Here is a 22988-nt window from a genome sequence, read left to right as displayed (position 1 = left end):
AGAAAGACTGGGCCATCTCACTCCTACGTTGGCTGCGCGCCCCCCGGTGCTGCCTCCGCCGAGGAAATGCCTGATGACGCTGCACGACGTCGCGCTCGACGACAAGTTTGATCTCGGTAAGGAGCGCATCTTCCTGTCCGGCGCACAGGCGGTCATCCGCATGCTTTTGATGCAGCGCGAGCGCGACCGCCGGGCCGGCCTCAACACGGCCGGCTTCGTGTCCGGTTATCGCGGCTCGCCGCTCGGCGGCCTCGATATGCAGCTGTGGCGGGCGAAAAAGCAGCTGGCGCAGGCCGACATCGTTTTCCAGCCCGGCCTCAACGAGGAGCTTGCCGCCACCGCCTGCTGGGGCTCTCAGCAGACGGAATTGCTGGGCGAAGGCAAGCATGACGGGGTATTTTCGGTCTGGTACGGCAAGGGTCCGGGCGTCGACCGCTCCGGCGACGTTTTCCGCCACGCCAACCTCGCGGGATCGTCGAAGTATGGCGGCGTGCTTGCGCTGATGGGCGACGACCATATGGCCGAATCATCGACCAATGCGCACGCCACCGAATTCCTGTTCGTCGACACCATGGTGCCGATCCTCAACCCGGCCGGCGTTCAGGAGATCATCGACTACGGCCTCTACGGCTTTGCCATGTCGCGCTTCGCCGGCACCTGGGCGGCTATCAAATGCGTCAAGGACAACATCGAATCCACGGCCTCCGTCGATGCCGCGCTCGAGCGCCTGAACATCGTCGTGCCGGAGTTCGATATGCCGCCCGGCGGCCTCAACATCCGCGATGAGATCGACATGCTCGGCCAGGAGGAGCGGCTGCATGAATACAAGCGCGCCGCTGCATCCGCCTTCATCCATGCCAACGGCCTGAACCGCATCGTCTATTCGGGCGGCCGCGCGCCGAAGCTCGGTATCATCACGCTCGGCAAGAGCTATCTCGATGTCCGCCAGGCGCTGGAAGACATCGGCATCGACGAGGCCGCCGCCGGCCGCATCGGCATCCGCCTGTTCAAGGTCGGTTGCCCATGGCCGCTCGACCTGCAGCATATCGCCGAATTCGCCCGCGGCCTCGACACCATCGTCGTCGTCGAGGAGAAGCGCTCGCTGATCGAGGTGCAACTGCGCGAAAACCTCTACGGCACCGCCACCCAGCCGATGATCGTCGGCAAGAAGGACGAGCGCGGCGACTGGCTGTTCCCGGCCAAGGGCGCGCTCGACCCCAACGAGATCGCCATTGCGCTGGGCGAGCGCATCCTGCGCACAATCGGCCCTTCGGAAGAGATCACTGCCAAGGTGGCAAAGCTGCGCCAGTTCCAGGCGATGCTTGCCGACACCAGCGATATCGGTTCGCGCACGCCGTTCTTCTGCTCCGGCTGCCCGCACAATTCCTCGACCAAGGTGCCGGTCGGCTCGATCGCCGCCGCCGGTATCGGCTGCCATTTCATGGCGCTGTGGATGGACCGCAACACGGTCGGCTTCACCGCCATGGGCGGCGAGGGCGCACAATGGGTCGGCCAGGCGCCATTCTCCAAGCGCGGCCACATTTTCCAGAATCTCGGCGACGGGACCTACAATCACTCCGGCACGCTGGCGATCCGCTTCGCGCTGTCGACCGATGCCAACATCACCTACAAGATCCTCTACAACGACGCCGTCGCCATGACCGGCGGCCAGCCGCATGAGGGCGGCCTGACTGTCGACATGATCGCCAGGCAGGTGCGCGCCGAAGGCGTCGAGCGCATCGCCATCGTCACCGACGAGCCGGACAAATATGCGGGGAAGGCCGAATTCCCCTCCGGCGCCACCATCCACCACCGCGACGACCTCGACCTCGTCCAGCGCGAGCTGCGCGACGTCAAGGGCGTCTCGGTGCTGCTCTACGACCAGACCTGCGCCGCCGAAAAGCGCCGCCGCCGCAAGCGCGGCACCTTCCCGGATCCCGACAAGCGGGTCTTCATCAACGAACTGGTCTGCGAGGGCTGCGGCGATTGCGGGGTGCAATCGAACTGCGTCTCGATCCAGCCGGTCGAAACCGAGTTCGGCCGCAAGCGCAGAATAGACCAGTCGAGCTGCAACAAGGACTTCTCCTGCGTCAACGGCTTCTGCCCGTCCTTCGTCACCGTGCACGGCGCCAAGATCAGGAAGGCCGAAGGCATTGCCGGGCGCTCCGACCCGCTTGACGGCGTGCCGGTGCCAGCCGAATTCCCGCTCGGTAGCGAGGGTTGGGCGGCGATCATCGACGGCGTCGGCGGCACCGGCGTCGTCACCATAGGTGCTGTGCTCGGTATGGCCGCCCATCTCGAGGACAAGGGCTGCGGCATGATCGACATGGCCGGCCTCGCCCAGAAGGGCGGTTCGGTGTTCACCCATGTCCGCATCGCCCGCACGCCGGACGACATCCACGCGATCCGCGTTTCGGCCGGCAAGGCCGACCTGGTACTCGGCTGCGACCTCGTCGTCTCGGGCGCCAAGAAGGTGCTTGGCGCGGTGCGCGAAGGCCATACCATCTTCCTTGCCAACACTGCCGAGATCATGCCTGGCGAATTCGCCCGCTCGGCCGATTTCTCGCTGCCCATCGAGCGCCTGAAGAAGGCGATCCGCGCTGCCGCTGGCGGCGACAAGACGCATTTCTTCGACGCCACGCGCACCGCCACCCAATTGTTCGGCAATTCGCTCGGCGCCAACATGTTCATGCTCGGCTTCGCTTTCCAGCATGGCGGGCTGCCGCTGTCCGCGCAAGCCGTTGAAAGAGCGATTGAATTGAATGGCGAGGCGGTGGCGATGAACATCGCCGCCTTCCGCTGGGGCCGGCGCGCCGCGCATCAGCCGGAGTTTGTGCGCGGCCTCATCGCGCAACCGAGCAAGGCCACTGAGATCGCCGAGACGCTGGACGATATCATCGCCCGCCGCGTCGCTTTCCTCTCTGCCTATCAGAATGCCGCCTATGGCAGGCGCTATGTCGAGCGGCTGGCGGTCCTGCGTGCCGCCGAGGCAAAGGCCGTGCCCGGCTCGACCGCGGTGACCGAGGCAGCCGCCAAAAATCTGTTCAAGCTGATGGCGATCAAGGACGAATACGAGGTGGCGCGGCTCTACACTGACGGCTCCTTCGCTATGGAGCTGTCAAAACAGTTCCAGAGCTACGAAAAGCTCGAATTTCATCTGGCGCCGCCGATCATGGGCAGGCGCGGCAATGACGGCAAGCCGAGGAAATCGAGCTTCGGCCCGTGGATGATGAAGGGATTTCGCCTGCTGGCCGCGCTGAAAGGCCTGCGCGGCACGGCCTTCGACGTGTTCGGCTACAGCACTGAGCGGCGCATGGAGCGGCAGCTTCTGGCCCGCTATGAGGCCGATCTGGAGCTTGTCGCCAAGGCACTTGCGCCAGGCAGGATCGAGGCCGCCATCGCCCTTGCCTCAGTGCCGGCGCTCATTCGCGGCTACGGCCATGTCAGGCAAGCCAGCGCCGAAAAGGCCGAGGGCGAGCGCACAAGGCTTGTCGAGCGGCTGGCCAACACGCCGGCGCGGCCTGAACTTCAGGCCGCCGAGTGATCGATACGCCTTGTTTACCTGAACACGAATTTTCGCGGTTTACGCCGGTGGAGCCGACTTGACGCCAAGCGTCGAAACGGCATCTCTAAACCTTTCTTAAGGCGAATGTGACATGACTGCGGTTCGTGCGACACCGCAGGCCATGCAAGAAAACAAAGCCGCAGAGATAGGTGAGGACGTCTATGCTGGGTTCGTGCGATCGTTGTTCAACGATCCCGGGATCCTGCTGATTGGCGCATTTTGCCATGGCCTCATCGGCATTCTGGTTTATTTTACCTCGGGGCATCCGGCCTATCTTGCATTGGCCGCGCTTATGCTTGGGGCGGGGCTTTACCGTTACTACGGCATCCGCAAAGGCCTGCGCATAGGCAGTTTCGAAACTTATGAACAAGCCAAGAAGTGGGAACGCTACTACCTGGTTGGCGGCACCATCCAGGCTTTCTTCATGGGGCTTTTCTGCTTCACCTCAATCTATCTCATTCCCGATGTCTTCGGGGAAAGCGCCGCCATCGCCGTCATAATGGGCTCGACGGTGACCATTGTCGGCCGCAATTACGGCTCCAAGACCATGGTTGCGGTGCAGGCCTTCACGGTGGTGCTGCCGATCGCGGTCGGGCTGATGCTCAAGGGACATCTCGGCGATTTCATCCTCGGCCTCTACATCGTGCCGTTCATCTTCATCATCACCCGGATGGCCAGCCACGTCCGCACCGTGCTGTTCAACGCCATTTCGGAGCGCAAGACGGCCGCCAGGCTCGCCGAGCGCTTCAACCGCGCGCTCAACACCATGTCGCATGGCCTGGTCATGCTCGGCCCCGACGGCAAGGTCGTGGTCGGCAATGCCGAAGCCGCGCATCTGATGTCGCTGCGCTCGCCCGACCAACTGCTCGGGCGGTCGATCCATTCGCTGCTCCTGCGCGGCGTCGCCGGCGGCATGCTGGCGCCGAAAGACTGTCGTTATGTCGAAGCGCAGCTGACGCGCGCCTTGCGCGAGGGCCGCGACCGCAAGGTGCTGGTCTCCTTCTCCAATGGCCAGCACTACGAGTTCTCGGCCCGTGAAGGCAATCAGGACCTCGGTGTCATCACCTTCGAGGACGTCACCGCCCGTGTCGAGGCTGAGGAAAAAATCCGCTTCATGGCGCGATATGACAGCCTTACCGGCCTGCCGAACCGCGCGTATTTCCATGAGCTGGTCGGCGAGGCCATGGCGTCGGGCAGCCGCGACCGCCTGTGTGCCCTGGCGGTGCTCGATCTCGACGATTTCAAGAGCGTCAACGACACCCTTGGCCATCCGGTCGGCGACGGACTTATCTATGCCGTTGCCGAGCGGCTGGCGGCCGTCGCCGGGCAAGGCGTCAATGTCAGCCGTTTCGGCGGCGACGAGTTCATGATCTTCTTCGACCGCGTCGAGGATGAAAGCCATCTGACGGGCCTGCTCGACCAGATCTTTGCCGATCTGCAGGGCGAGGTCGACGTCGCAGGCCACGGTCTGCGCATCCAGGCAAGCGCGGGCGCCGTGCTGTCCAGGGTCGAGGACACCGATGTCGACGCCATGATCGTCAAGGCCGATCTGGCGCTCTACAAGGCCAAGGAACTCGGCAAGAACAACTGGCGGCTGTTCGAGGCAGCGATGGATGCGGCGTTCCGCAACCGCCAGCTGATGAAGGCCGATCTGCGCACGGCGGTCGAAGGCAAGGCGCTGCGGGTGGTCTATCAGCCGATCGTGGCGATGAACACCATGCGCATCGCCAGCTGCGAGGCCCTGTGCCGCTGGGATCATCCCGATCTCGGGCCGGTTTCGCCCAGCATCTTCATTCCGCTGGCCGAAGAAATGGGCATCATTTCCGAGATCAGCACTTTTGTGCTCGCGGCTGCCTGCGCCGAATGCGCCAAATGGCCGGGCCAGACCAGCGTCTCGGTCAACCTTTCGGCCAAGGATTTCCGCAACCGCGACGTTGTCCAGAAGGTTCGCGACGCGCTTGCCACTTCGGGGCTCGCCGCCGGCCGCCTCGAGATCGAAGTCACCGAAACCGCGCTGCTCGACGACAAATCGCTAACGCGCCAGTATATCGAGGAACTGAAGCAGCTTGGCGTTCGCATCGCGCTCGACGATTTCGGCACCGGCTATTCAAGCCTGAGCTACCTCCACAAGCTGCCGCTCGACAAGATCAAGATCGACCGTTCGTTCCTGATGGACGTGACCCAAAACAAGCGTTCGCTCGACTTGTTGAAGGGCATCGTCGACCTGACCCGCGTGCTCGGGCTGACCGTCACCATCGAAGGTGTGGAAACCTTCGAACAGCTGAAGATCCTGGTGCATTCGGTCAAGCCGGACCTCGTCCAGGGCTTCCTGTTTGGCGCAGCACTCAGTGCCTCGGGCATAGAGACCATGTCCAACGTGACCTGGCCTTTCGCCGCCGAGCTGCGGCCGGCGGCAAAACTCGCCACGCCCTGACCCGTCATTAAATTGCGCTTGAAAAGCCCGTCTAAAAAGCGTTGTATTGTCTAGGCGTTAACTGATTGTTAAGGTTAATGATCGGTAAACACAGACGATTAGAGTTTCATCTTCTTGTTCCTTCGGTCGTCCGGTATTGTTCTCCTGCGGCGGTACGAGGGGAAGTAATGGACACGCATCAGTCAGGTGTGCTTTCGGGTGCGGCAGTCAAATCTGGCCCGCCTTCCTTGTTCGCCCGCAACGTCCTCGACGTCCTCGATCGTGTCGAATACCGGCGCTGCGAAAGCGGCGAGGATCTCGAAGCGGTCTACCGGCTGCGCTACAAGGCCTTTCATACACACGGCCTGCTTGATACCATTACCGAACAGAAGCTCGTCGATCACCTTGACGAAGTGCGCAATTGCTACTGTTTCGGCGTCTTCATGGATGGCGAGCTGGTCAGCACCGTCAGGCTCCACCATTTGACCCGTGAGACCCCCGAAGCGCCGATCATGACCGTTTTCGGCGACCGGCTGCTGCTGCGGCTGGCGCGCGGTGAAACCTTCATCGACCCGAGCCGGTTGGCGATCGATCCGCAAATGTCGTCGGCCAACCGCGCCCTGCCCTATGTCACGCTGCGGCTCGCGGTTATCGCCAACACCTTCTTCAACGCCACCAGCTGCATTTCGATGATCCGCGAGGAGCACACGGCCTTCTACCATCGCATCTTCGGATCGGTGCAGGTCGGCGAGCCGCGCCTCTACCCGCCCTTCACCATGCCGATCTTCTTCTATGAATCGATCTGCGAGCAGAACATGGCCCCGACGCTGGAGCGCTTTCCCTTCTTCCAGTCGACGGCGCTGGAGCGGCGTATGCTGTTTGCCAAGGCGCCGGCCGGCGAGCTCGCGCCGCTGACCATCCTGCCCACCGCTAAATATTTTCGCGAAGCAGCGTAATGTCGGCAAAGCCGGCGCACTTTAGCGCCCGGTGCGAGGAGCTTTCCGGCCGCTTCGGCGTTCTGGACGTCACGACCCCGACGCGGCCATAGAAAGGAACCGACATGCATATTCCCGAGCTAGCACTGACCCCGCTGATCTCGCTGATTGCCGGCGTGCTGATCCTGGTGATGCCGCGGCTGCTCAACTACATCGTCGCGCTCTATCTGATCGTCATTGGGCTGCTCGGGCTGTTTCCGCATCTGGCCGGTTGAAACGCAAAACCCTCAACGTTCGACGTTAGGCCGGCGACAAGCCCTACCGCCGGCTTTCAACATTCCTTTGAGGCTGTTGTCACTGGTCGTGCGGCAATAGCGCCATTGCTCTTGGCCCGGCTTTTCGCTATGTGCCTCAAAGATGTCTTCGAAGGGGTATTCCTATGGCTGATCACACGCCGACCGGTCCTGTCGAACTGGGCGCGAAGATGGACTATGCCGAACATGACCGCACCTATCATGGCTTTCTGGCGCTGGCCAAATACGGCTCGCTGTTCTGCGGCGCCCTGCTCCTGGCCATGGCTTTCGGCTTCTTCGCAGGCGGCTTCTTCTCCGCGACCATCCTGTTCGTGCTGATCCTCGCCCTCGGCGCCTTCATTCTCCGATAGTCTCTTCAGACCCTTGCCAAGGGCGTAGCCGGACATCCGGCCGCACTCTTTCGCAAAGCCGCACTCTTGCGCAAACAGGTTCCAGCCGAAAGGATCATGCGGTGGGACAGACGGTTTTCATCCCTCGCGAGCTCGATGCCAGCGAGCCTCGTGTCGCGGCCTCGCCCGACACCGTGAAGCGGCTGGCGGCGCTGGGCTTCGACGTCACCGTCGAGACGGGCGCCGGCACCAGGTCGCGCATTCTCGATGAGGAGTTCGCCAAGGCGGGCGCCGCGATCGGCAAGGCTTCGGATGCGAGCCGGGCGAATGTAGTGCTGAAGGTGCGCCGGCCGACCGATGCCGAGTTGAAGGGCTACAAATCGGGTGCGGCGGTCATCGCCATCATGGATCCCTACGGCAATGACGCCGCGGTCGCGGCGCTTGCCGAGGCTGGGATCACCGCCTTCTCGATGGAATTCATGCCGCGCATCACCCGCGCCCAGTCGATGGACGTGCTGTCGTCGCAGGCCAATCTCGCCGGCTACCAGGCCGTGATCGACGGCGCATCGGAGTATGACCGCGCGCTGCCGATGATGATGACGGCGGCCGGCACGGTGCCGGCGGCGAAGATCTTCATCATGGGCGTCGGCGTTGCCGGCCTGCAGGCGATCGCCACGGCGCGCCGTCTCGGCGCCGTCGTCACCGCCACCGACGTTCGTCCCGCCGCCAAGGAACAGGTGGCGTCGCTCGGCGCAAAGTTCCTCGCCGTCGAGGACGAGGAGTTCAAGGCGGCCGAGACCGCCGGCGGCTACGCCAAGGAAATGTCGAAGGAGTACCAGGCCAAGCAGGCAGCGCTCACCGCTGAGCACATCGCCAAGCAGGACATCGTCATCACCACGGCGCTGATCCCCGGCCGTCCGGCGCCGAAGCTGGTGTCGTCGGCGATGGTCGCCTCGATGAAGCCGGGCTCGGTGATCGTCGACCTCGCCGTCGAGCGCGGCGGCAATGTCGAAGGCGCAGTTGCAGGCCAGGTGGTGACCACGGCCAATGGCGTGAAAATCGTCGGCCACCTCAACGTGCCCGGCCGCGTCGCCGCATCGGCCTCGCTGCTCTACGCCAGGAACCTGTTCGCCTTCCTCGAGACGCTGGTCGACAAGACCAGCAAGACGCTCGCCATCAACCGCGAAGACGATCTGGTCAAGGCGACGATGCTGACCGACGCTGGCCGCGTGGTGCATCCGGCCTTCGCCAAGGCGGCGGAACAGCCCCATGTCGAACCGGCGGCCATTCCGGCGGAGACCATGGTGGCTGATGCCACGCCGAAAAAGGCTGCACCGAAAAAGGCGTCCGACAAAGCCACTGTCGGCAAGTCCGCCGCCAAGCCGAAGGGGATCGCGTGATGGATCAGACCTTGCAGAAAGCCCTCGATCAGCTCGACCAGGCAAGTGCCGCCGTCCGGCTGGCTGTGCAGAACCTGGCCAACGCGCCCGGTGGCGCCGATGCGGCGGGCGATGCCGCGCACGCACTGTCCGGCGGCGCCATCGATCCCTTCGTCTTCCGCTTCGCCATCTTCGTACTTGCGATCTTCGTCGGATACTACGTCGTCTGGTCGGTGACGCCGGCGCTGCACACGCCGCTGATGGCGGTCACCAACGCCATCTCCTCGGTCATCGTCGTCGGCGCGCTGCTGGCCGTCGGCATCTCGGCCTCTGGCATTGCCACCGGCTTCGGCTTCGTCGCGCTGATGCTGGTCTCGGTCAACATCTTTGGCGGCTTCCTGGTCACCCAGCGCATGCTGGCCATGTACAAGAAGAAGGACCGGTAGAGCGCCATGAACGCCAACTTCGCGTCCTTCCTCTACCTGGTCTCTGGCGTCCTGTTCATCATGGCGCTTCGCGGCCTATCTCATCCGACCACCAGCCGCCAAGGCAATCTCTACGGCATGATCGGCATGGGCATTGCCATTGCCACCACGCTGGCGCTGGCGACTCCGTCCGCCGGGCGCTTCGGCCTGATCGTGCTTGGTCTGGCCATCGGCGGCGGCGTCGGCGCCGTTACAGCGCGCCGCATCGCCATGACGTCGATGCCGCAGCTGGTCGCCGCTTTCCACTCGCTGGTCGGCCTTGCCGCCGTCATGGTAGCGGCTGCCGCCATCTACGCGCCGGAAAGTTTCGGCATCGGCACGAATGGCGACATCCACGCCCAGGCGCTGATCGAGATGAGCCTTGGCGTTGCCATCGGCGCCATCACTTTCACCGGCTCCGTCATCGCCTTCCTCAAGCTCGATGGCCGCATGTCGGGCAAGCCGATCATGATCGGCGGCCGTCACATCATCAACGCGGTCCTCGGCATCGCGCTGATCGTGCTGATCGTGCTTCTGGTCACCACCGAGGCCAAGCTGGTGTTCTGGCTGATCGTCGCGGCGTCGCTGGCGCTCGGCGTCCTCTTGATCATCCCGATCGGCGGCGCCGACATGCCGGTCGTCGTCTCGATGCTGAATTCTTATTCCGGCTGGGCCGCCGCGGCACTCGGCTTCACGCTTGGCAATCTGGCGTTGATCATCACCGGCGCGCTGGTCGGCTCGTCCGGCGCCATCCTGTCCTACATCATGTGCAAGGGCATGAACCGGTCGTTCATCTCGGTCATCCTCGGCGGCTTCGGCGGCGAGACCGCGGCGGTTGCCGATGACGGCATCGAACGCACGGTCAAGCAGGGCTCGGCCGACGACGCCGCCTATCTGATGATGAACGCACAGAAGGTCATCATCGTGCCGGGCTACGGCATGGCGGTCGCCCAGGCCCAGCACGCGCTGCGCGAAATGGCCGATAAGCTCAAGGCCAATGGCGTCGACGTCAAATACGCCATCCACCCCGTGGCAGGCCGCATGCCGGGCCACATGAACGTGCTGCTCGCCGAAGCCAATGTTCCCTATGACGAAGTGTTCGAACTGGAAGATATCAACTCCGAGTTCGCGCAGGCCGATGTCGCCTATGTCATCGGCGCCAACGACGTCACCAATCCATCCGCCCGCGACGACAAGTCGTCGCCGATCTACGGTATGCCGATCCTCGACGTCGACAAGGCCCGCACCTGCCTGTTCGTCAAGCGCTCGCTCGGCTCGGGCTACGCCGGCATCGACAACACGCTGTTCTACAAGGACGGCACCATGATGCTGCTCGGCGACGCCAAGAAGATGACCGAGGAAATCGTCAAGGCGATGGATCACTGATCCCGCCGCAACCTTCCACTGGAAGGTTGTCGGTCCATCATCGGAAACAAAAAAGCCCGGTTCGACCGGACTTTTCTATGTTGAAGACCGGTTCAGCGGCTGGTCAGGAAAACCGCTTCCTCGTCGTCGCGCTGCCTGCCGCCCAGTGCTGCCGCAGCGCTGGCGATGAAGGCGCCGATAACCAGCGACAGGGCGCCAAGCAGTGCGAAGGTGGCGCTGCCTTTCCGGGCGGCGTCGGCGGCCTGCTTGGCCTTGACCTTGGCGTCCTCGACCCTGGCCACCAGGGCGTCGACACGCGCCTTGGCGTCAGCCTCGGAAAGCCCGGTGCGGGCGGCGACGAGCTGCGACAGATAGGTCTTGTCGTCAGCCGAAATTTCGCCTGCCGCCGCACTGGCGATGAGGATGCGCGAAGCCTGCCCGGCCGCAGCCGCATCGCTGTCCGGATTGGCCGCCGCGAGCCTGGCGGCATCAGCCGGACGGAACAGCGTATCCACGAGATAGGATGTCGCATTGTCGGTCGGTGCGCTGCCGGCATTGGCGGACGCGCCGGCCGAAGCACCCATGGCGGCGCCCGAGGCAACAGTAGAAGCCGCCTGCACGCCTGAACCAAGCACTGCCGACAGCGCCGACCCGAGAATGCCGACGACCAGCAATGTCGCCAGCGCCCAGGCGAGGAGGCCGTGCGCGGTGTCACGGAAATAGACCTCGTCGGTGTGGATGCCGACCCATTTGGTGCGCAGGCGTCCGGCAAGATAGCCACCGACCCCGGAGGACAGCCATTGCACGATGATGAGCCAGATGGCGCCGGACACTGCGAAGGTGGTCAGCGAGGCACTGGCGCCGGACCACGGCGAGACCATGGTCAGCCCCAGCCCCGAACCGAGCAGCATGAGGATGAAGGTCAGCGTCGAGGCCGCGAAGGCGCCGGCGATGATCGGACCCCAGCTGACGGCCGGGGCGGAGGATTCTGTTGAGGCGGATACGTCGACAGCCGATACGGTGGACTGCATCGACGCCTCCTACCGTACGAACAGCATGATGAGAATGATGATCGGGATCGGAATACCGAGCAACCAGAGCAAAATACCGCGTCCCATAAAGAGCCTCCCTGCGAGAAATTGATCGATGTCGTCACAATGTTCCTGAGCGATTTCCGTTCCGAAGGGCAATGAAATGATTTGCTTGCCGGGAACGGAACTATTTTCCGCGCGGCCCGAGGCACGACTGCGAAACTGTGGATTGGTTCACGGAGTTCCACATGGGCTGCCGTGTATTGTTGGCTCGGTGAGCCGGGGTAGCATGAGCGATCCCGCCGTCGGATGTCGTCAACGGAGACGCTGATGCCCAAGACTGTCGCATCGCTGGCTTACAAAAAGGCGCAGCCCGGCCAGGCGGTGGTGATCGTGCACGGCATGGGCGAGCAGCGGCCGATGGGTACGCTGAGGGGATTCGTCCAGGCGGTCTGGAGCAGCGATCCCACCCGTGCTCCACCCTACGCCCAGATTCCCGATCCGGCCGTTTCCGGCGCCACGATCAACCAGAGCTGGATCACGCCCGACAGCCGGACCAAGTCACACGAGCTGCGCCGCATCACCACGCCCTACGACGTCGATGGCCGCCGTACCGATTTCTACGAGCTTTATTGGGCCGACATCACGCAAGGCACGACGCGCGGCCGGCTGGCCGCCTGGGTGACGAACCTGTTGTGGCGCAAGCTCGCCGACATTCCGCTCGACGCCCGCAAGCTTTACGTCGCCACACTTCTGATCGTTATCGTCATCCTGGGCGCAGCACTCGTGCTGGCAACATCGGTCTGGCAACAGGCCGTTACCTTGACGACCGGCCTGATGATCACCACCCTCGCTTCTTTTGTCATCTGGGCGGTGGATCAGTTCGCCCTGCCCTATTTCGGCGACGTCGCCGCTTATGTGCGCGCCGAGGCGGCGACGATCGAGAAGCGTGCGCTGATCCGCGACAGAGGCCTGACGTTGCTCAAGACGCTGATGAAGGACGATGCTTACGACCGCATCGTGCTGGTCTCGCACAGCCTTGGGTCGATCATCGCCTATGATCTGCTGCAGATCCTGTGGGCCGAGTTCCGGCCGCGAAGGCTGGAAGCGGTCCGCGACAAGGCCAAACTGGCGGCGGTCGAGGCCATCGACAAGGCAACGCTCGGCTCTGATGGGTCAGCGTGGCCAAACAATCTTGAAGACCTCGCCGGGTTCCGGCGCGGCCAATGGGCGCTCTACCAGCAGCTTCGGACCAAGGACGCCGACCACCCGCTGCCCTGGAAGATCAGCGATTTCGTCACGCTTGGCAGTCCGCTCTCCCACAGCGAATTCCTGGTGACCTACAATCTCGCGGAATTCAGGCGTGGCCTTGCCGAGCGCCTGTTCTCGGCCTGCCCGCCGATTGCCGATGACGGGCGCGCCGGCGGCACCGTGCTTTACCAGGAAGGACACAGCCAAGCAGGCAAGGCGCAGCGCGCGGTGCATCATGGCGCGGTGTTTGCGGCAACGCGCTGGACGAACGTCTACGACCGCGGCAATGGCTGGGCGACAGGCGATCCGATTTCCGGTCCGATGACGGAAAATTTCGGCCCCGGTGTGGAGACCATCCAGGTCGAGCTTCGCAGCTCACTTGGCCGTATCTTCACCCACACGCTTTATTGGTCATCGACGGCAAACGGCGTCGAAATCGCCCCGCCGGCGGGCACCGCGCCGCGCTCGCATCTGCAAGTGCTGCGCGACGCCGTCGATCTCGGGCGAAAGCTGGACCGAGTTGAGTGGCGGCGTTGAGAACGGTTCATCGCAAACGCTGGAGATTGGCTGAGACCTCACCCACGTCGTCATCCTAGGGCGAAACAGGAGCGAAGCTCCGTCGCGAAGACCCTAGGATGACGAAGCGATGGGCGCGCAGCCATCAAATGTCCAGATTGGCCACCGACAGCGCGTTGTCCTGGATGAATTCGCGCCGCGGCTCGACCTCGTCGCCCATCAGCCGCGAGAACAAACTGTCAGCATCGGTTGCGTCATTCACCTTGACCTGCAGCAGCGAGCGCACATTCGGGTCGAGCGTGGTTTCCCAGAGCTGCTCGGCATTCATCTCGCCGAGGCCCTTGTAGCGCTGCATGGTCAGGCCCTTGCGGCCGGTCGCAAACACCGCGTTGAGCAGCGCCAGCGGCCCCGAAATGACTTCGGAGACATCCTTGCGGCGCAGCACCGGCGGCTCGCCATAGACTTCCATGAGGCGCGGGGCATAGCGGTCGAGCTGGCGTGCGTCGGCTGAATTTATCAGCCCGGCATCGAGCTGCGCGAATTCCTTGACGCTGCGCACCGTGCGTTCGAACACATAGCCGCCGACGCCTTCATTGGAGGTCGACAGCCGGCCGGTCCAGCCGCGCTCGGTGTCCTCGGCAATGATATCGAGGCGCTGGGCGACGCGTTCGGCCATGGCATTGGCGCGGCCGAGGTCGTTTAGCACATCGGCGTTGAGCGCGCCGGCGATCGCCGCCTGTTCGACCACGCCCCTGTTGTAGCGCGTGTGCAGCCCGTTGATGAGCTGGCGCACGGCCAGTGCATCATCGATCGAGCCGCGCAGATCCTGTCCGGCCCGCGCCTCGCCGGAGGCAAGCGTCAGCGACGCCTCCTCCAGCCCGGAGCCGATCAGGAATTCCTCGAAGGCGCTCTCGTCCTTGATGTATTGCGAGCTTTTTCCGCGCGTCACTTTGTAGAGCGGCGGCTGGGCGATGTAGAGATGGCCGCGCTCGATCAGCTCCGGCATCTGGCGGAAGAAGAAGGTGAGCAGCAAGGTCCTGATATGGGCGCCGTCGACGTCGGCGTCGGTCATCAGGATGATCTTGTGGTAGCGCAATTTGTCGGCGTTGAACTCGTCCTTGCCGATCGAGGTGCCGAGCGCGGTGATCAGCGTGCCGATCATCTCGGAGCCTAGCATGCGGTCGAAGCGGGCGCGCTCGACATTGAGGATCTTGCCGCGCAGCGGCAGGATCGCCTGGTTCTGGCGCGAACGGCCGCCCTTGGCGGAGCCGCCGGCCGAGTCACCCTCGACGATGAAGATTTCGGATTTCGCCGGGTCGCGTTCCTGGCAGTCGGCAAGCTTGCCGGGCAGAGAGGTGACGCCGAGCGAGCTTTTGCGGGTGATGTCGCGGGCCTTGCGCGCGGCTTCACGCGCCGCGGCCGCCTGGATCACCTTGTCGATGACCACCTTGCCCTCGGTCGGGTGTTCTTCCAGCCATGTGCCAAGCGCCTCGTTGACCAGGCCTTCGACCACGGGCCGCACCTCTGACGAGACCAGCTTGTCCTTGGTCTGCGAGGAGAATTTCGGGTCGGGCACCTTGACCGACAGCACCGCCGTCAGGCCTTCGCGGCAGTCGTCGCCGATCAGCGCCACCTTTTCCTTCTTGGTCAGGCCCGACGATTCGCCATAGCCGGTGATCTGGCGCGTCAGCGCGCCACGGAAGCCGGCCAGATGGGTGCCGCCATCGCGCTGCGGGATGTTGTTGGTGAAGGCCAGCACGTTCTCGTGGTAGCTGTCGTTCCACCACATCGCCACTTCGACGGTGATGCCGTCGCGCTCGGCCTTGATGGCGATCGGCTTGTCGATCAGCGGTTTCTTGACCCGGTCGAGATATTTGACGAACTCTTCCAGGCCGCCATCATAGTGCAGTTCGTGGCGCACGAGATCGGCATGGCGGGCATCGGTCAAAATGATGCGCACCCCGGAATTCAGGAAGGCGAGCTCGCGCAGCCGGTGCTCCAGCGTGCCGAAGTCGAATTCGACCATGGTGAAGGTTTCGGACGACGGAAAGAAGGTGATCTCGGAACCGCTGCGGCCCTCATAGGTGCCGGGCTGCTTGTTCTGCTCATAGCTGCCGGTGGCCTTGAGCGGCGCATCGGCATTGCCATGCGTGAAGCTCATCTCGAAAATCTGGCCGTTGCGGCGGATTTTCAGCTTCAGCCAGGCCGACAGCGCATTGACCACCGAGACGCCGACGCCGTGCAGGCCGCCAGACACCTTGTAGGAATTCTGGTCGAATTTGCCGCCGGCATGCAGCTGCGTCATGATCACTTCGGCCGCCGAAATGCCTTCGCCAGTGTGAATATCGGTCGGAATCCCGCGGCCATTGTCGATAACGGTGACCGAACCGTCGGGATTAAGCGTCACCGTGACCAGGTCGGCATGGCCGGCCAGCGCCTCGTCGATGGCGTTGTCGACCACCTCATAGACCATGTGATGCAGGCCCGAGCCGTCGTCGGTGTCGCCGATATACATGCCCGGCCGCTTGCGGACAGCGTCCAACCCCTTCAAAACCTTGATGGAATCGGCGCCGTATTCGGCCTCAGCGCCGTTGGCGTTGTCGCTTTGATCGCTCATGAAAACCTGTCTGATTGATGCCGCATGCTCAGCGCGAAAAAATGGCTTCGAATCACGCCGCTTTGATGTCCTAGATATAGGCGCAAAAGGCGGTTTTTCCAAGGTTTGCGGGCATTTCAGGGCTGAATCCCGAGCTGGCAGCCGGCTATTTTTTCGCGGCTTTCAATTTGGCCAGAAGACGGCGCAGATATTTGATCGTGGGTTTGTCCCTCGGCGCCAGTTTGCCTGTGCGGTCAAGCTCCAGCGTCAGGTCTAGCGCCTGCGACAACACAGCCTTCGGATTCTTCGCCACATAGGCATAGTTGATGTAGGCCTGTACCAGATCGAATTGCCAGATCGCATTGTCCGGATCGGACAGGGCCAACCGCTGGCGGATGGCCAGGCTGGCTTCGAAGGCCTTCTTCGAGCCCTCATAGTGGCGCTGCTTGGTCTCCAGCAGGCCTATTTCCTCGAACGTGATCGACAGGTCGCGCTGCCAGTCGGAATTGCCCGGGTCGAGATTTGCCAACCGGTCGGCAATGACGAGACTGTCCTGGTAGTTCTGCAAAGCACCGGCGATATCGCCCTGGGCATCAAACACGCCGGCAATTTTTTCCAGACAGACCGACAGGTCGCGCTGCCAATCGGTGTTGCCTGGGTCGCTGGCGGCAAGGTCTCGCGCCGTGGCCAGCGCCTGCTGGTAGGCCTCCAACGCGAGTGGCCAGTCCTTCTGGTCGCCGTAAGCATTGCCGATCTTGGCGTAACCGACCGACAGGTCGCGCTTCAAATCGGTGTCGTTTGAGTCGCGGCGCACCAGCGCTTCGGCGATTATTTGGCTCTTGTTGTAGGCGTCGAGCGCGCCCGCAGCGTCGCCACGCTCGCGCAGGACGTCGCCGATCCTGGTGTAGCTCACGGAGACGGCGCGCTGATGCCTGGGGTCGTCGAGGTTGTTCTGCGCCAGCGCCAGCCGAATTCTCAGGCTCTCTTCGAATGCAGTCTGGGCGCCATCCAGCTGGCCGGCGGTGCGGGCAAGACCGCCGATTTCGTCGTAGGTAATGGTCAGGTCGCGCAGCAGATAGACGCTGTTCGGCTCCGCGTCGGCCAATTGCTGCTTGATGGACAGGCTTTGCTGGTAGGCCTGGGCTGCCGCACCCACGTCGCCTTGCGTGGCCAGCACATTGCCGATCTTGTCATTGGCCATGGCGAGATCGCCGAGCCAGTCCTTCTTGTCCGGCACGTTTGTGGTCAGGCCCTGCAACATGTCCCTGGCCGCCTCATAGTTTTGCAGGGAGGCCGGCAGATCGCCTTGCGCCATCTTGATGTTGGCGAACTTGATATGGCCAATGGCGAGGTCGCGCTTGACGCTCGGATCGGTTTCCTGGCGCGCTCGCTGCTCAAGATTGGCGACCAGCGCCGCAAAGGCGCGGCCGGCGGCGTCGGTTTTGCCAATCGTTGTGTAGAGGATGCCGAGCTCTTCCAGCGTGCGGCTTTGGCGGTCGGCCTGTTCCAGGCTAAGCGAGGTCTGTCCGGCTTCGCCATAGAGCGCCAGCACCGTTTCATAGTCCTTGATGGCGGTGGCATAGTCCAGGGTGGCGCGCGCCGCGCCGCCCGAGAGAAATCGCGTCGCGGCTTCGGACAGGGTGCGGCTGACGAAATTGGCCTTCAACGCCTGGCGCGAGACATTGTCGACGTCGGCGGCCTTGGCGAGGATCACGCGTGCACCATCGAAAGCGCCGAGCGCCAACTGTTCCTCGGCCTGGCGGCGCAGTTCGGTTACCTTCGGGTCATCGGCGGCCAGCGTCTTCATCTCGCCGCGCACCTTGACGAAGGCGTCGGCCGCCTCGCGCAGCTTGGCGTTCAGGCTTTCGCCGGAGAGATGGCTGGTGTCGGAACTGATCAGCGCGCCATAGAGCGGCGCCAGCGGCATGTCGGCATCGCTGGCGACCCGTTCGACCGCGCCGCGCATTTCCGGCGTCACATCGGCCATGGCAAGCAACAGCCGCTCGCGCTCCGGCAGTTGTTCCTTGGCCGCCGAGGCGAAGAACAGCTTCGGCAGCCCGCTCTCGACGTAGGGCAGCTGTTTTCCGCGCGAAAGGTCGTAGACCTCCTGCTGCACCAGCGTCAGCACCGAGCGGATTTCGAGCCCGTCGGTGCCGAGGTATTTGGTCAGCGCCGCTGTAAAGGGCGAATTCGCACCGGTACCGTCGGCAGCCGTCTCGCCGGGCGCCGCCGAAAAGGCGAACAGGATGTTTTCCGCCTTGCCTACGCGTCCGAGGCCCGGCTTGATCTTGTCCACCAGGTCCTTGATCAGCGATGTGGCGCCACGCCCGTCGCCGTTGCCGGCTGTGAACGGATCGCTGCGGCAGGCGTCGAGCACAATCAGCCCGACCTTCGCCGTGGCGGCAACCGCATCGCGCACTTCCTCCAGCGGCAGGCTGGTCTTCTCCAGCTGGTCGAGCGAGGAGGCATCGGCATCGACCGGCAGCAGCCGGTTGTCGCCGGAGATTTCGACGCCATGGCCGGAGAAATACACCAGCGCCACATCGGCGCCCTTGGCGTCCTCGCGAAAATCGTCGAGCGCGCGGCGCATGCGCCTGAGATCGCGGTTGGTTTCGAGAACGACCTCGAAGCCGAGCCTCTTCAGCGCCGCTTCCATCGCCTCGCCGTCATTGACCGGATTGGAGAGCTTCCGCACCAGCCGGTAGTCGTCCTCGGCAATGACCAACGCCACGCGCCGCTCCGCCACCGCTGTGGCGGTGGTCGCAAGCATCAACAGCAAGGCAAACAACAGGCGCAAATCGAACCGCCCCGGCTCAGTCACCTGCCGACCATTCCACCTCTTTATGGCATGAGCAAGCCGGGGCCGGCTGCGTTACGCAGCCCGCATCGGCTTCAGCGCCTCGCTCCAGCGCGAGAGCTCGTCCAGCATGGTCTTGGTCCCACCCTCTACCTGCTCACTAGCCTGGAAGGAGCCGTCGCTCTCCAGCAGTTTCTGATACATCGGCAGCGCGACGCCTTCCGAGATGGGCATGACGCCCACCGCGGTCAGCAGCGGCTTCAGCGCCTGCGCGGCGCGCAGGCCGCCGGAGACGCCGCCATAGCTGAAGATGGCGGCTGGTTTGTATTTCCATTCGCGCGCGAGGTAGTCGATGGCGTTGACGATCGCCGGCGCGACGAAATAATTGTACTCCGGCGCCACGAACACAAAGGCATCGGCGGCGTTGATTGCCTTCGACCAAGCCTTCGTATGGTCCTTCTCGTATTTGCCGAGTTTTGGGTGATGCGGCTCGTCCAGCACCGGCAGGTGAAACGCCGCGATGTCGGTCAGCACCGGTTCGAATTTGCCGTGCTCGCGTGCAAAACCCTCGAGCCAGTGGGCGAAGACCGGCCCGGCGCGGCCGGGCCGCGTGCTGCCGATGATGATGTTCAGCTGGTGTTTCAAGGCGGGGTCTCCTGGTGGCAGTATCTGTTGGTGACTGTCCCCTACGGCAGAGTGTCCTGCCGGACAAGGCGCAAGCGTTTCACCGGCGGTCACGATCCGATGAACACACTGTCTGTCGAGCTTGCCCGCGCCGCAGCGTTTTGGTTTGCTCTTCGGTCACATGGACGCCCGGATTGCCAGCCACTACATCTAAGGTATCAGCGGAGCACCTCATGGACACACAGCCCGCCCCCTTCGTGCCGCCGGCGCCCAAGCCGCGCACGACGCCGCCTTCGACGCTGGAGATGATGCGGATCGTCTACCGCAATCCGCTCGAACTGTGGGGCGAGCACACCTACAACGAGCCCTGGATTTCGGCGAATGGCGTCGGCGGGCATCTGATCGTCGCCAACGATCCCGGCCTTATCCGCCACGTGCTGATCGACAACGCCAAGAACTACAAGATGGCGACGGTGCGCCAGATGATCCTGCGACCGATCTTGCGCGACGGGCTGTTGACCGCCGAAGGCGAGGTGTGGAAGCGCTCGCGCAAGGCGATGGCGCCGGTGTTCACGCCGCGGCATATCTTCGGCTTCGCCGAGCCGATGCTGCGCCTCACGATGCAGTTCGTCGCCCGCTATGACGAAGGCGGCATGACCGATGTCGCCCATGACATGACGCTGCTCACCTACGATATCCTGGCCGAGACGCTGTTTTCGGGCGAGATTGCGGGCGAGCCCGGCAGTTTCGCGCAGGAGATCGACCGCCTGTTCGAAACGATGGGCCGTGTCGATCCGCTCGACCTGTTGCGCGCGCCCGAATGGCTGCCGCGGCTGACCCGCATCCGCGGCCGCAAGACCATGGCCTATTTCCGCAAGATCGTCACCGATACGGTCAAGATGCGCGAGGAGCGGCTGAAGCGCGACCCCGACACCGCGCCGCAGGATTTCCTGACGCTTCTGCTGCGCGCCGAAGGCCCCGACGGGCTGACGCGGGCGGAAGTCGAGGACAACATCATCACCTTCATCGGCGCCGGCCACGAGACCACCGCGAGGGCACTGGGCTGGACGATCTACTGCCTCGCCGAAGCGCCGTGGGAGCGTGAAAAGGTCGAGCGCGAGATCGAGGCCGTGCTGGCGCGCGAACCCGACCCAACGAAATGGCTCGACGCAATGCCGTTCACCCGCGCCGCCTTCGAGGAGGCGCTGCGGCTTTATCCGCCGGCGCCGTCGATCAACCGCGAGCCGATCGAGACGGAGACCTGGAACGATCTGGTGCTCCCCAAGCGCGCGGCCGTACTGGTCATGCCCTGGGTCGTCCACCGCCACAGAAAACTGTGGGACATGCCCGACGCCTTCATGCCCGAACGCTTCCATCCGGGAAACCGCGAGAAGATCGACCGCTTCCAGTATCTGCCATTCGGCGCCGGTCCGCGCATCTGCATCGGCGCCAGCTTCGCCATGCAGGAGGCGATCATTGCGCTGGCCGTCATGCTGTCGCGCTTCCGCTTCGACGTGACGGCCGAGACCAAGCCGTGGCCGGTGCAGAAACTGACGACACAGCCGCAAGGCGGCCTGCCGATGCAGGTCACGCGGCGCGTTTAACGGCGCAACGCCTTGTTACGCGATCCCGGCAGGCTTGCGCTGGAACTGGCCTGCGGCGCGGAAGCGCCAGAGATAGCTGGGCAGGATTGTGCCGATAGACTGCGGCTGGATGTCGAGGCCGGCAAGGTTCCGGTTGGCCTTGTTGGCCTCCTCCGAAACAATATTGGGCTGGCGCAGCAGCAGCACCTGGTCCTTGGTCAGCAACGGGTTGGGCAGCAGGCCGAGGATCGAGGCCTGCAGATTGGCCATCCACCACGGCACCGGCACCAGGAGCCGCTTGCGCTCGATGACGGTCAGCAGCTCTTCCATGCACTGCTTGAAGGTGAGCACTTGCGGCCCGCCGAGTTCATAGATCTGGCCGCCCTTGATCTTGCCCTCGACCGAACGCGCCACGGCTTCGGCGACATCGCCGACATAGACCGGCTGGAACTTGGTCTGGCCGCCGCCGATTAGCGGCAGCACCGGCGAATAGCGCGCCATGTCGGCGAAGCGGTTGAAGAAACTGTCCTCGGGTCCGAAATTGATCGACGGACGGAAGATTACGGCGTCCGGGATCGTCTCCAGGACGGCCTTTTCGCCGAGCGCCTTGGTGCGGGCATAGTCGGATTCGGCGTTGAGGTCGGCGCCCAGCGCCGAAATATGGGTGAGCCCTGCGCCGACCGAGCGTGCGGCTTCGGCGACGGCGCGGGCGCCGAATTCGTGCACGGTATTGAATTTCTGCCGGCCGCTTTCATGCGGGATGGCGACCAGATTGATGACATGGTCGGCGCCCTGCACGGCGCGGTCGACAGACCAGCGCACGCGCACATTGGCCTGCACCGGCTGGATCTGGCCGACATTGCCGAGGGGCTGCAGATGTCCCGCTAGATCGGGCCGGCGCACCCCCACCCTGATGCGGTAGCCGCGCTTGGCCAGCGCCCGCACGATGTGGCGGCCGACGAAGCCGGAGCCGCCGAAGACGACCACGAGCTTGGGGATCTGCAGGATTTCGGTCATGGCTGGCTCCGGCGCTCGAAAGCTTGGCTGAAGCCGTTTCTTAATCCGTTTTGGGCCAAAGGCAAAGGGTGACGCGTCGTCGCTGCCACCCTCTTATAGACCCTTCAGAACGCCTTGCCGATGCGCGCGTCGACCGACTGGCGGTTGCCGCCGCGGATAACGAAGAACAGCAGGATCGCCGCCCATAGAAGCGACTTTTCAGCGCCGGAAAAGCCCTGGCCGATAGTGATCCAGTGGAACCAGACGGTGACCAGCAGCACGATCATGCCGGCAAAGGCGGCGGGCCGAGTCAACAGGCCGATGGCGATCAGAATGCCGCCGAAGAATTCGGTGCAGGACAAAAGCAGCGACCAGAACGCGCCGGGATAGAAGCCGAGGCCTTCGACCATCTCGGCGGCGCCGAAAGGGTTGGTGATCTTCTGCGAGCCGTGAATGGTGAGAGACCCGCCGGCGACGACGCGCAGAAGGGTTTCGGCGCCATCATGCAGCGACGAATACAGGCGGCCAAACACCGGAACGATAAGTTTGCCGCGGGAAGCGTCGGTGGTTGCGGACATCGTAGCTCCTGTTGTTGTGACGATCCCTTGCAAACGCCCGATGGTTCCGGCAAGTCAAGTTCACAAAAGTTAACTCCGCCATCATGTTTTAGCACACAGAGCACGAACGCAGAAAACCCCGCCGAAGCGGGGTTTTCCGGGTGACGCAACGGTCGAGACAGAGCGCAACGGGGCGGATAACCTGAGACGGCATACGCCCGCCCGGGCCCTAAACGCATCCGACAGAAGACACCGACCGGGCAAACCCGACCC

The 22988-nt window shown here is 63.6% G+C and carries 16 protein-coding genes; 10 read left to right on the top strand and 6 right to left on the bottom strand.

Going from position 1 to position 22988, the window contains the following annotated elements:
• Window positions 1–73: 73 nt before the first annotated feature.
• The 8 genes from ACYG97_RS25770 to ACYG97_RS25735 all read left to right on the top strand — a co-directional run bounded on the left by ACYG97_RS25770 (window position 74) and on the right by ACYG97_RS25735 (window position 10785).
• Window positions 74–3544 (top strand): indolepyruvate ferredoxin oxidoreductase family protein, encoded by a 3471-nt coding sequence (locus ACYG97_RS25770; RefSeq protein ID WP_023732630.1) that lies wholly within the window; start codon window positions 74–76, stop codon window positions 3542–3544.
• Window positions 3545–3656: 112 nt separating this feature from the next.
• On the top strand, window positions 3657–5999 hold the full coding sequence (locus ACYG97_RS25765; protein ID WP_031204556.1) for an EAL domain-containing protein: 2343 nt from the start codon (window positions 3657–3659) through the stop codon (window positions 5997–5999).
• 167 nt (window positions 6000–6166) lie between these two features.
• Window positions 6167–6934: an N-acyl amino acid synthase FeeM domain-containing protein gene (locus ACYG97_RS25760; protein WP_023732632.1), complete on the top strand. Its 768-nt coding sequence runs from the start codon at window positions 6167–6169 to the stop codon at window positions 6932–6934.
• Window positions 6935–7038: 104 nt separating this feature from the next.
• Window positions 7039–7188 (top strand): DUF3096 domain-containing protein, encoded by a 150-nt coding sequence (locus tag ACYG97_RS25755; RefSeq protein WP_023671341.1) that lies wholly within the window; start codon window positions 7039–7041, stop codon window positions 7186–7188.
• 164 nt (window positions 7189–7352) lie between these two features.
• Window positions 7353–7577: an aa3-type cytochrome c oxidase subunit IV gene (locus ACYG97_RS25750; RefSeq protein WP_023671340.1), complete on the top strand. Its 225-nt coding sequence runs from the start codon at window positions 7353–7355 to the stop codon at window positions 7575–7577.
• A 101-nt stretch (window positions 7578–7678) separates the two neighbouring features.
• A complete protein-coding gene (locus ACYG97_RS25745) occupies window positions 7679–8956 on the top strand; it encodes a Re/Si-specific NAD(P)(+) transhydrogenase subunit alpha (RefSeq protein ID WP_023732633.1) in 1278 nt (425 codons plus the stop codon).
• Window positions 8956–9381, top strand: coding sequence for a proton-translocating transhydrogenase family protein (locus ACYG97_RS25740; protein WP_032885960.1), 426 nt, complete (start codon window positions 8956–8958; stop codon window positions 9379–9381). Before ACYG97_RS25745 ends, ACYG97_RS25740 begins: the two co-directional genes overlap by 1 nt.
• Before the next feature lie 6 nt (window positions 9382–9387).
• Window positions 9388–10785, top strand: coding sequence for an NAD(P)(+) transhydrogenase (Re/Si-specific) subunit beta (locus tag ACYG97_RS25735; protein ID WP_023671337.1), 1398 nt, complete (start codon window positions 9388–9390; stop codon window positions 10783–10785).
• Between the two features lie 92 nt (window positions 10786–10877).
• Here the strand turns inward: ACYG97_RS25735 and ACYG97_RS25730 are convergent, their stop codons facing one another.
• The gene (locus tag ACYG97_RS25730) at window positions 10878–11795 is read right to left on the bottom strand and encodes a membrane protein (protein WP_023732634.1); all 918 of its coding nucleotides are present in this window, start codon (window positions 11793–11795) and stop codon (window positions 10878–10880) included.
• A gap of 330 nt (window positions 11796–12125) precedes the next feature.
• Between ACYG97_RS25730 and ACYG97_RS25725 the strand changes: the two genes are divergently transcribed.
• The gene (locus ACYG97_RS25725) at window positions 12126–13583 is read left to right on the top strand and encodes a hypothetical protein (protein ID WP_031261923.1); all 1458 of its coding nucleotides are present in this window, start codon (window positions 12126–12128) and stop codon (window positions 13581–13583) included.
• Window positions 13584–13707: 124 nt separating this feature from the next.
• Here ACYG97_RS25725 and gyrB read toward each other — a convergent pair whose 3' ends face one another.
• The 3 genes from gyrB to ACYG97_RS25710 form a co-directional block, all read right to left on the bottom strand.
• Window positions 13708–16179 (bottom strand): DNA topoisomerase (ATP-hydrolyzing) subunit B, encoded by a 2472-nt coding sequence (gene gyrB / locus ACYG97_RS25720; protein ID WP_023732636.1) that lies wholly within the window; start codon window positions 16177–16179, stop codon window positions 13708–13710.
• Window positions 16180–16324: 145 nt separating this feature from the next.
• On the bottom strand, window positions 16325–18979 hold the full coding sequence (locus ACYG97_RS25715) for a caspase family protein (protein WP_245260726.1): 2655 nt from the start codon (window positions 18977–18979) through the stop codon (window positions 16325–16327).
• A gap of 51 nt (window positions 18980–19030) precedes the next feature.
• Window positions 19031–19600, bottom strand: coding sequence for an NADPH-dependent FMN reductase (locus tag ACYG97_RS25710; protein ID WP_023732638.1), 570 nt, complete (start codon window positions 19598–19600; stop codon window positions 19031–19033).
• A gap of 212 nt (window positions 19601–19812) precedes the next feature.
• Between ACYG97_RS25710 and ACYG97_RS25705 the strand changes: the two genes are divergently transcribed.
• Complete coding sequence (locus ACYG97_RS25705) at window positions 19813–21183, top strand: cytochrome P450 (protein WP_023732639.1); 1371 nt, start codon at window positions 19813–19815, stop codon at window positions 21181–21183.
• Between the two features lie 15 nt (window positions 21184–21198).
• Here the strand turns inward: ACYG97_RS25705 and ACYG97_RS25700 are convergent, their stop codons facing one another.
• Window positions 21199–22179: a complex I NDUFA9 subunit family protein gene (locus tag ACYG97_RS25700; RefSeq protein ID WP_023732640.1), complete on the bottom strand. Its 981-nt coding sequence runs from the start codon at window positions 22177–22179 to the stop codon at window positions 21199–21201.
• Window positions 22180–22283: 104 nt separating this feature from the next.
• Window positions 22284–22736 (bottom strand): DoxX family protein, encoded by a 453-nt coding sequence (locus ACYG97_RS25695; protein WP_023732641.1) that lies wholly within the window; start codon window positions 22734–22736, stop codon window positions 22284–22286.
• Window positions 22737–22988 lie beyond the last annotated feature (252 nt).

This window comes from Mesorhizobium sp. W067 (assembly GCF_054719525.1).
Note: the sequence above shows the minus strand (reverse complement) of the source record. Positions and strands in the feature narration are given on the sequence as shown.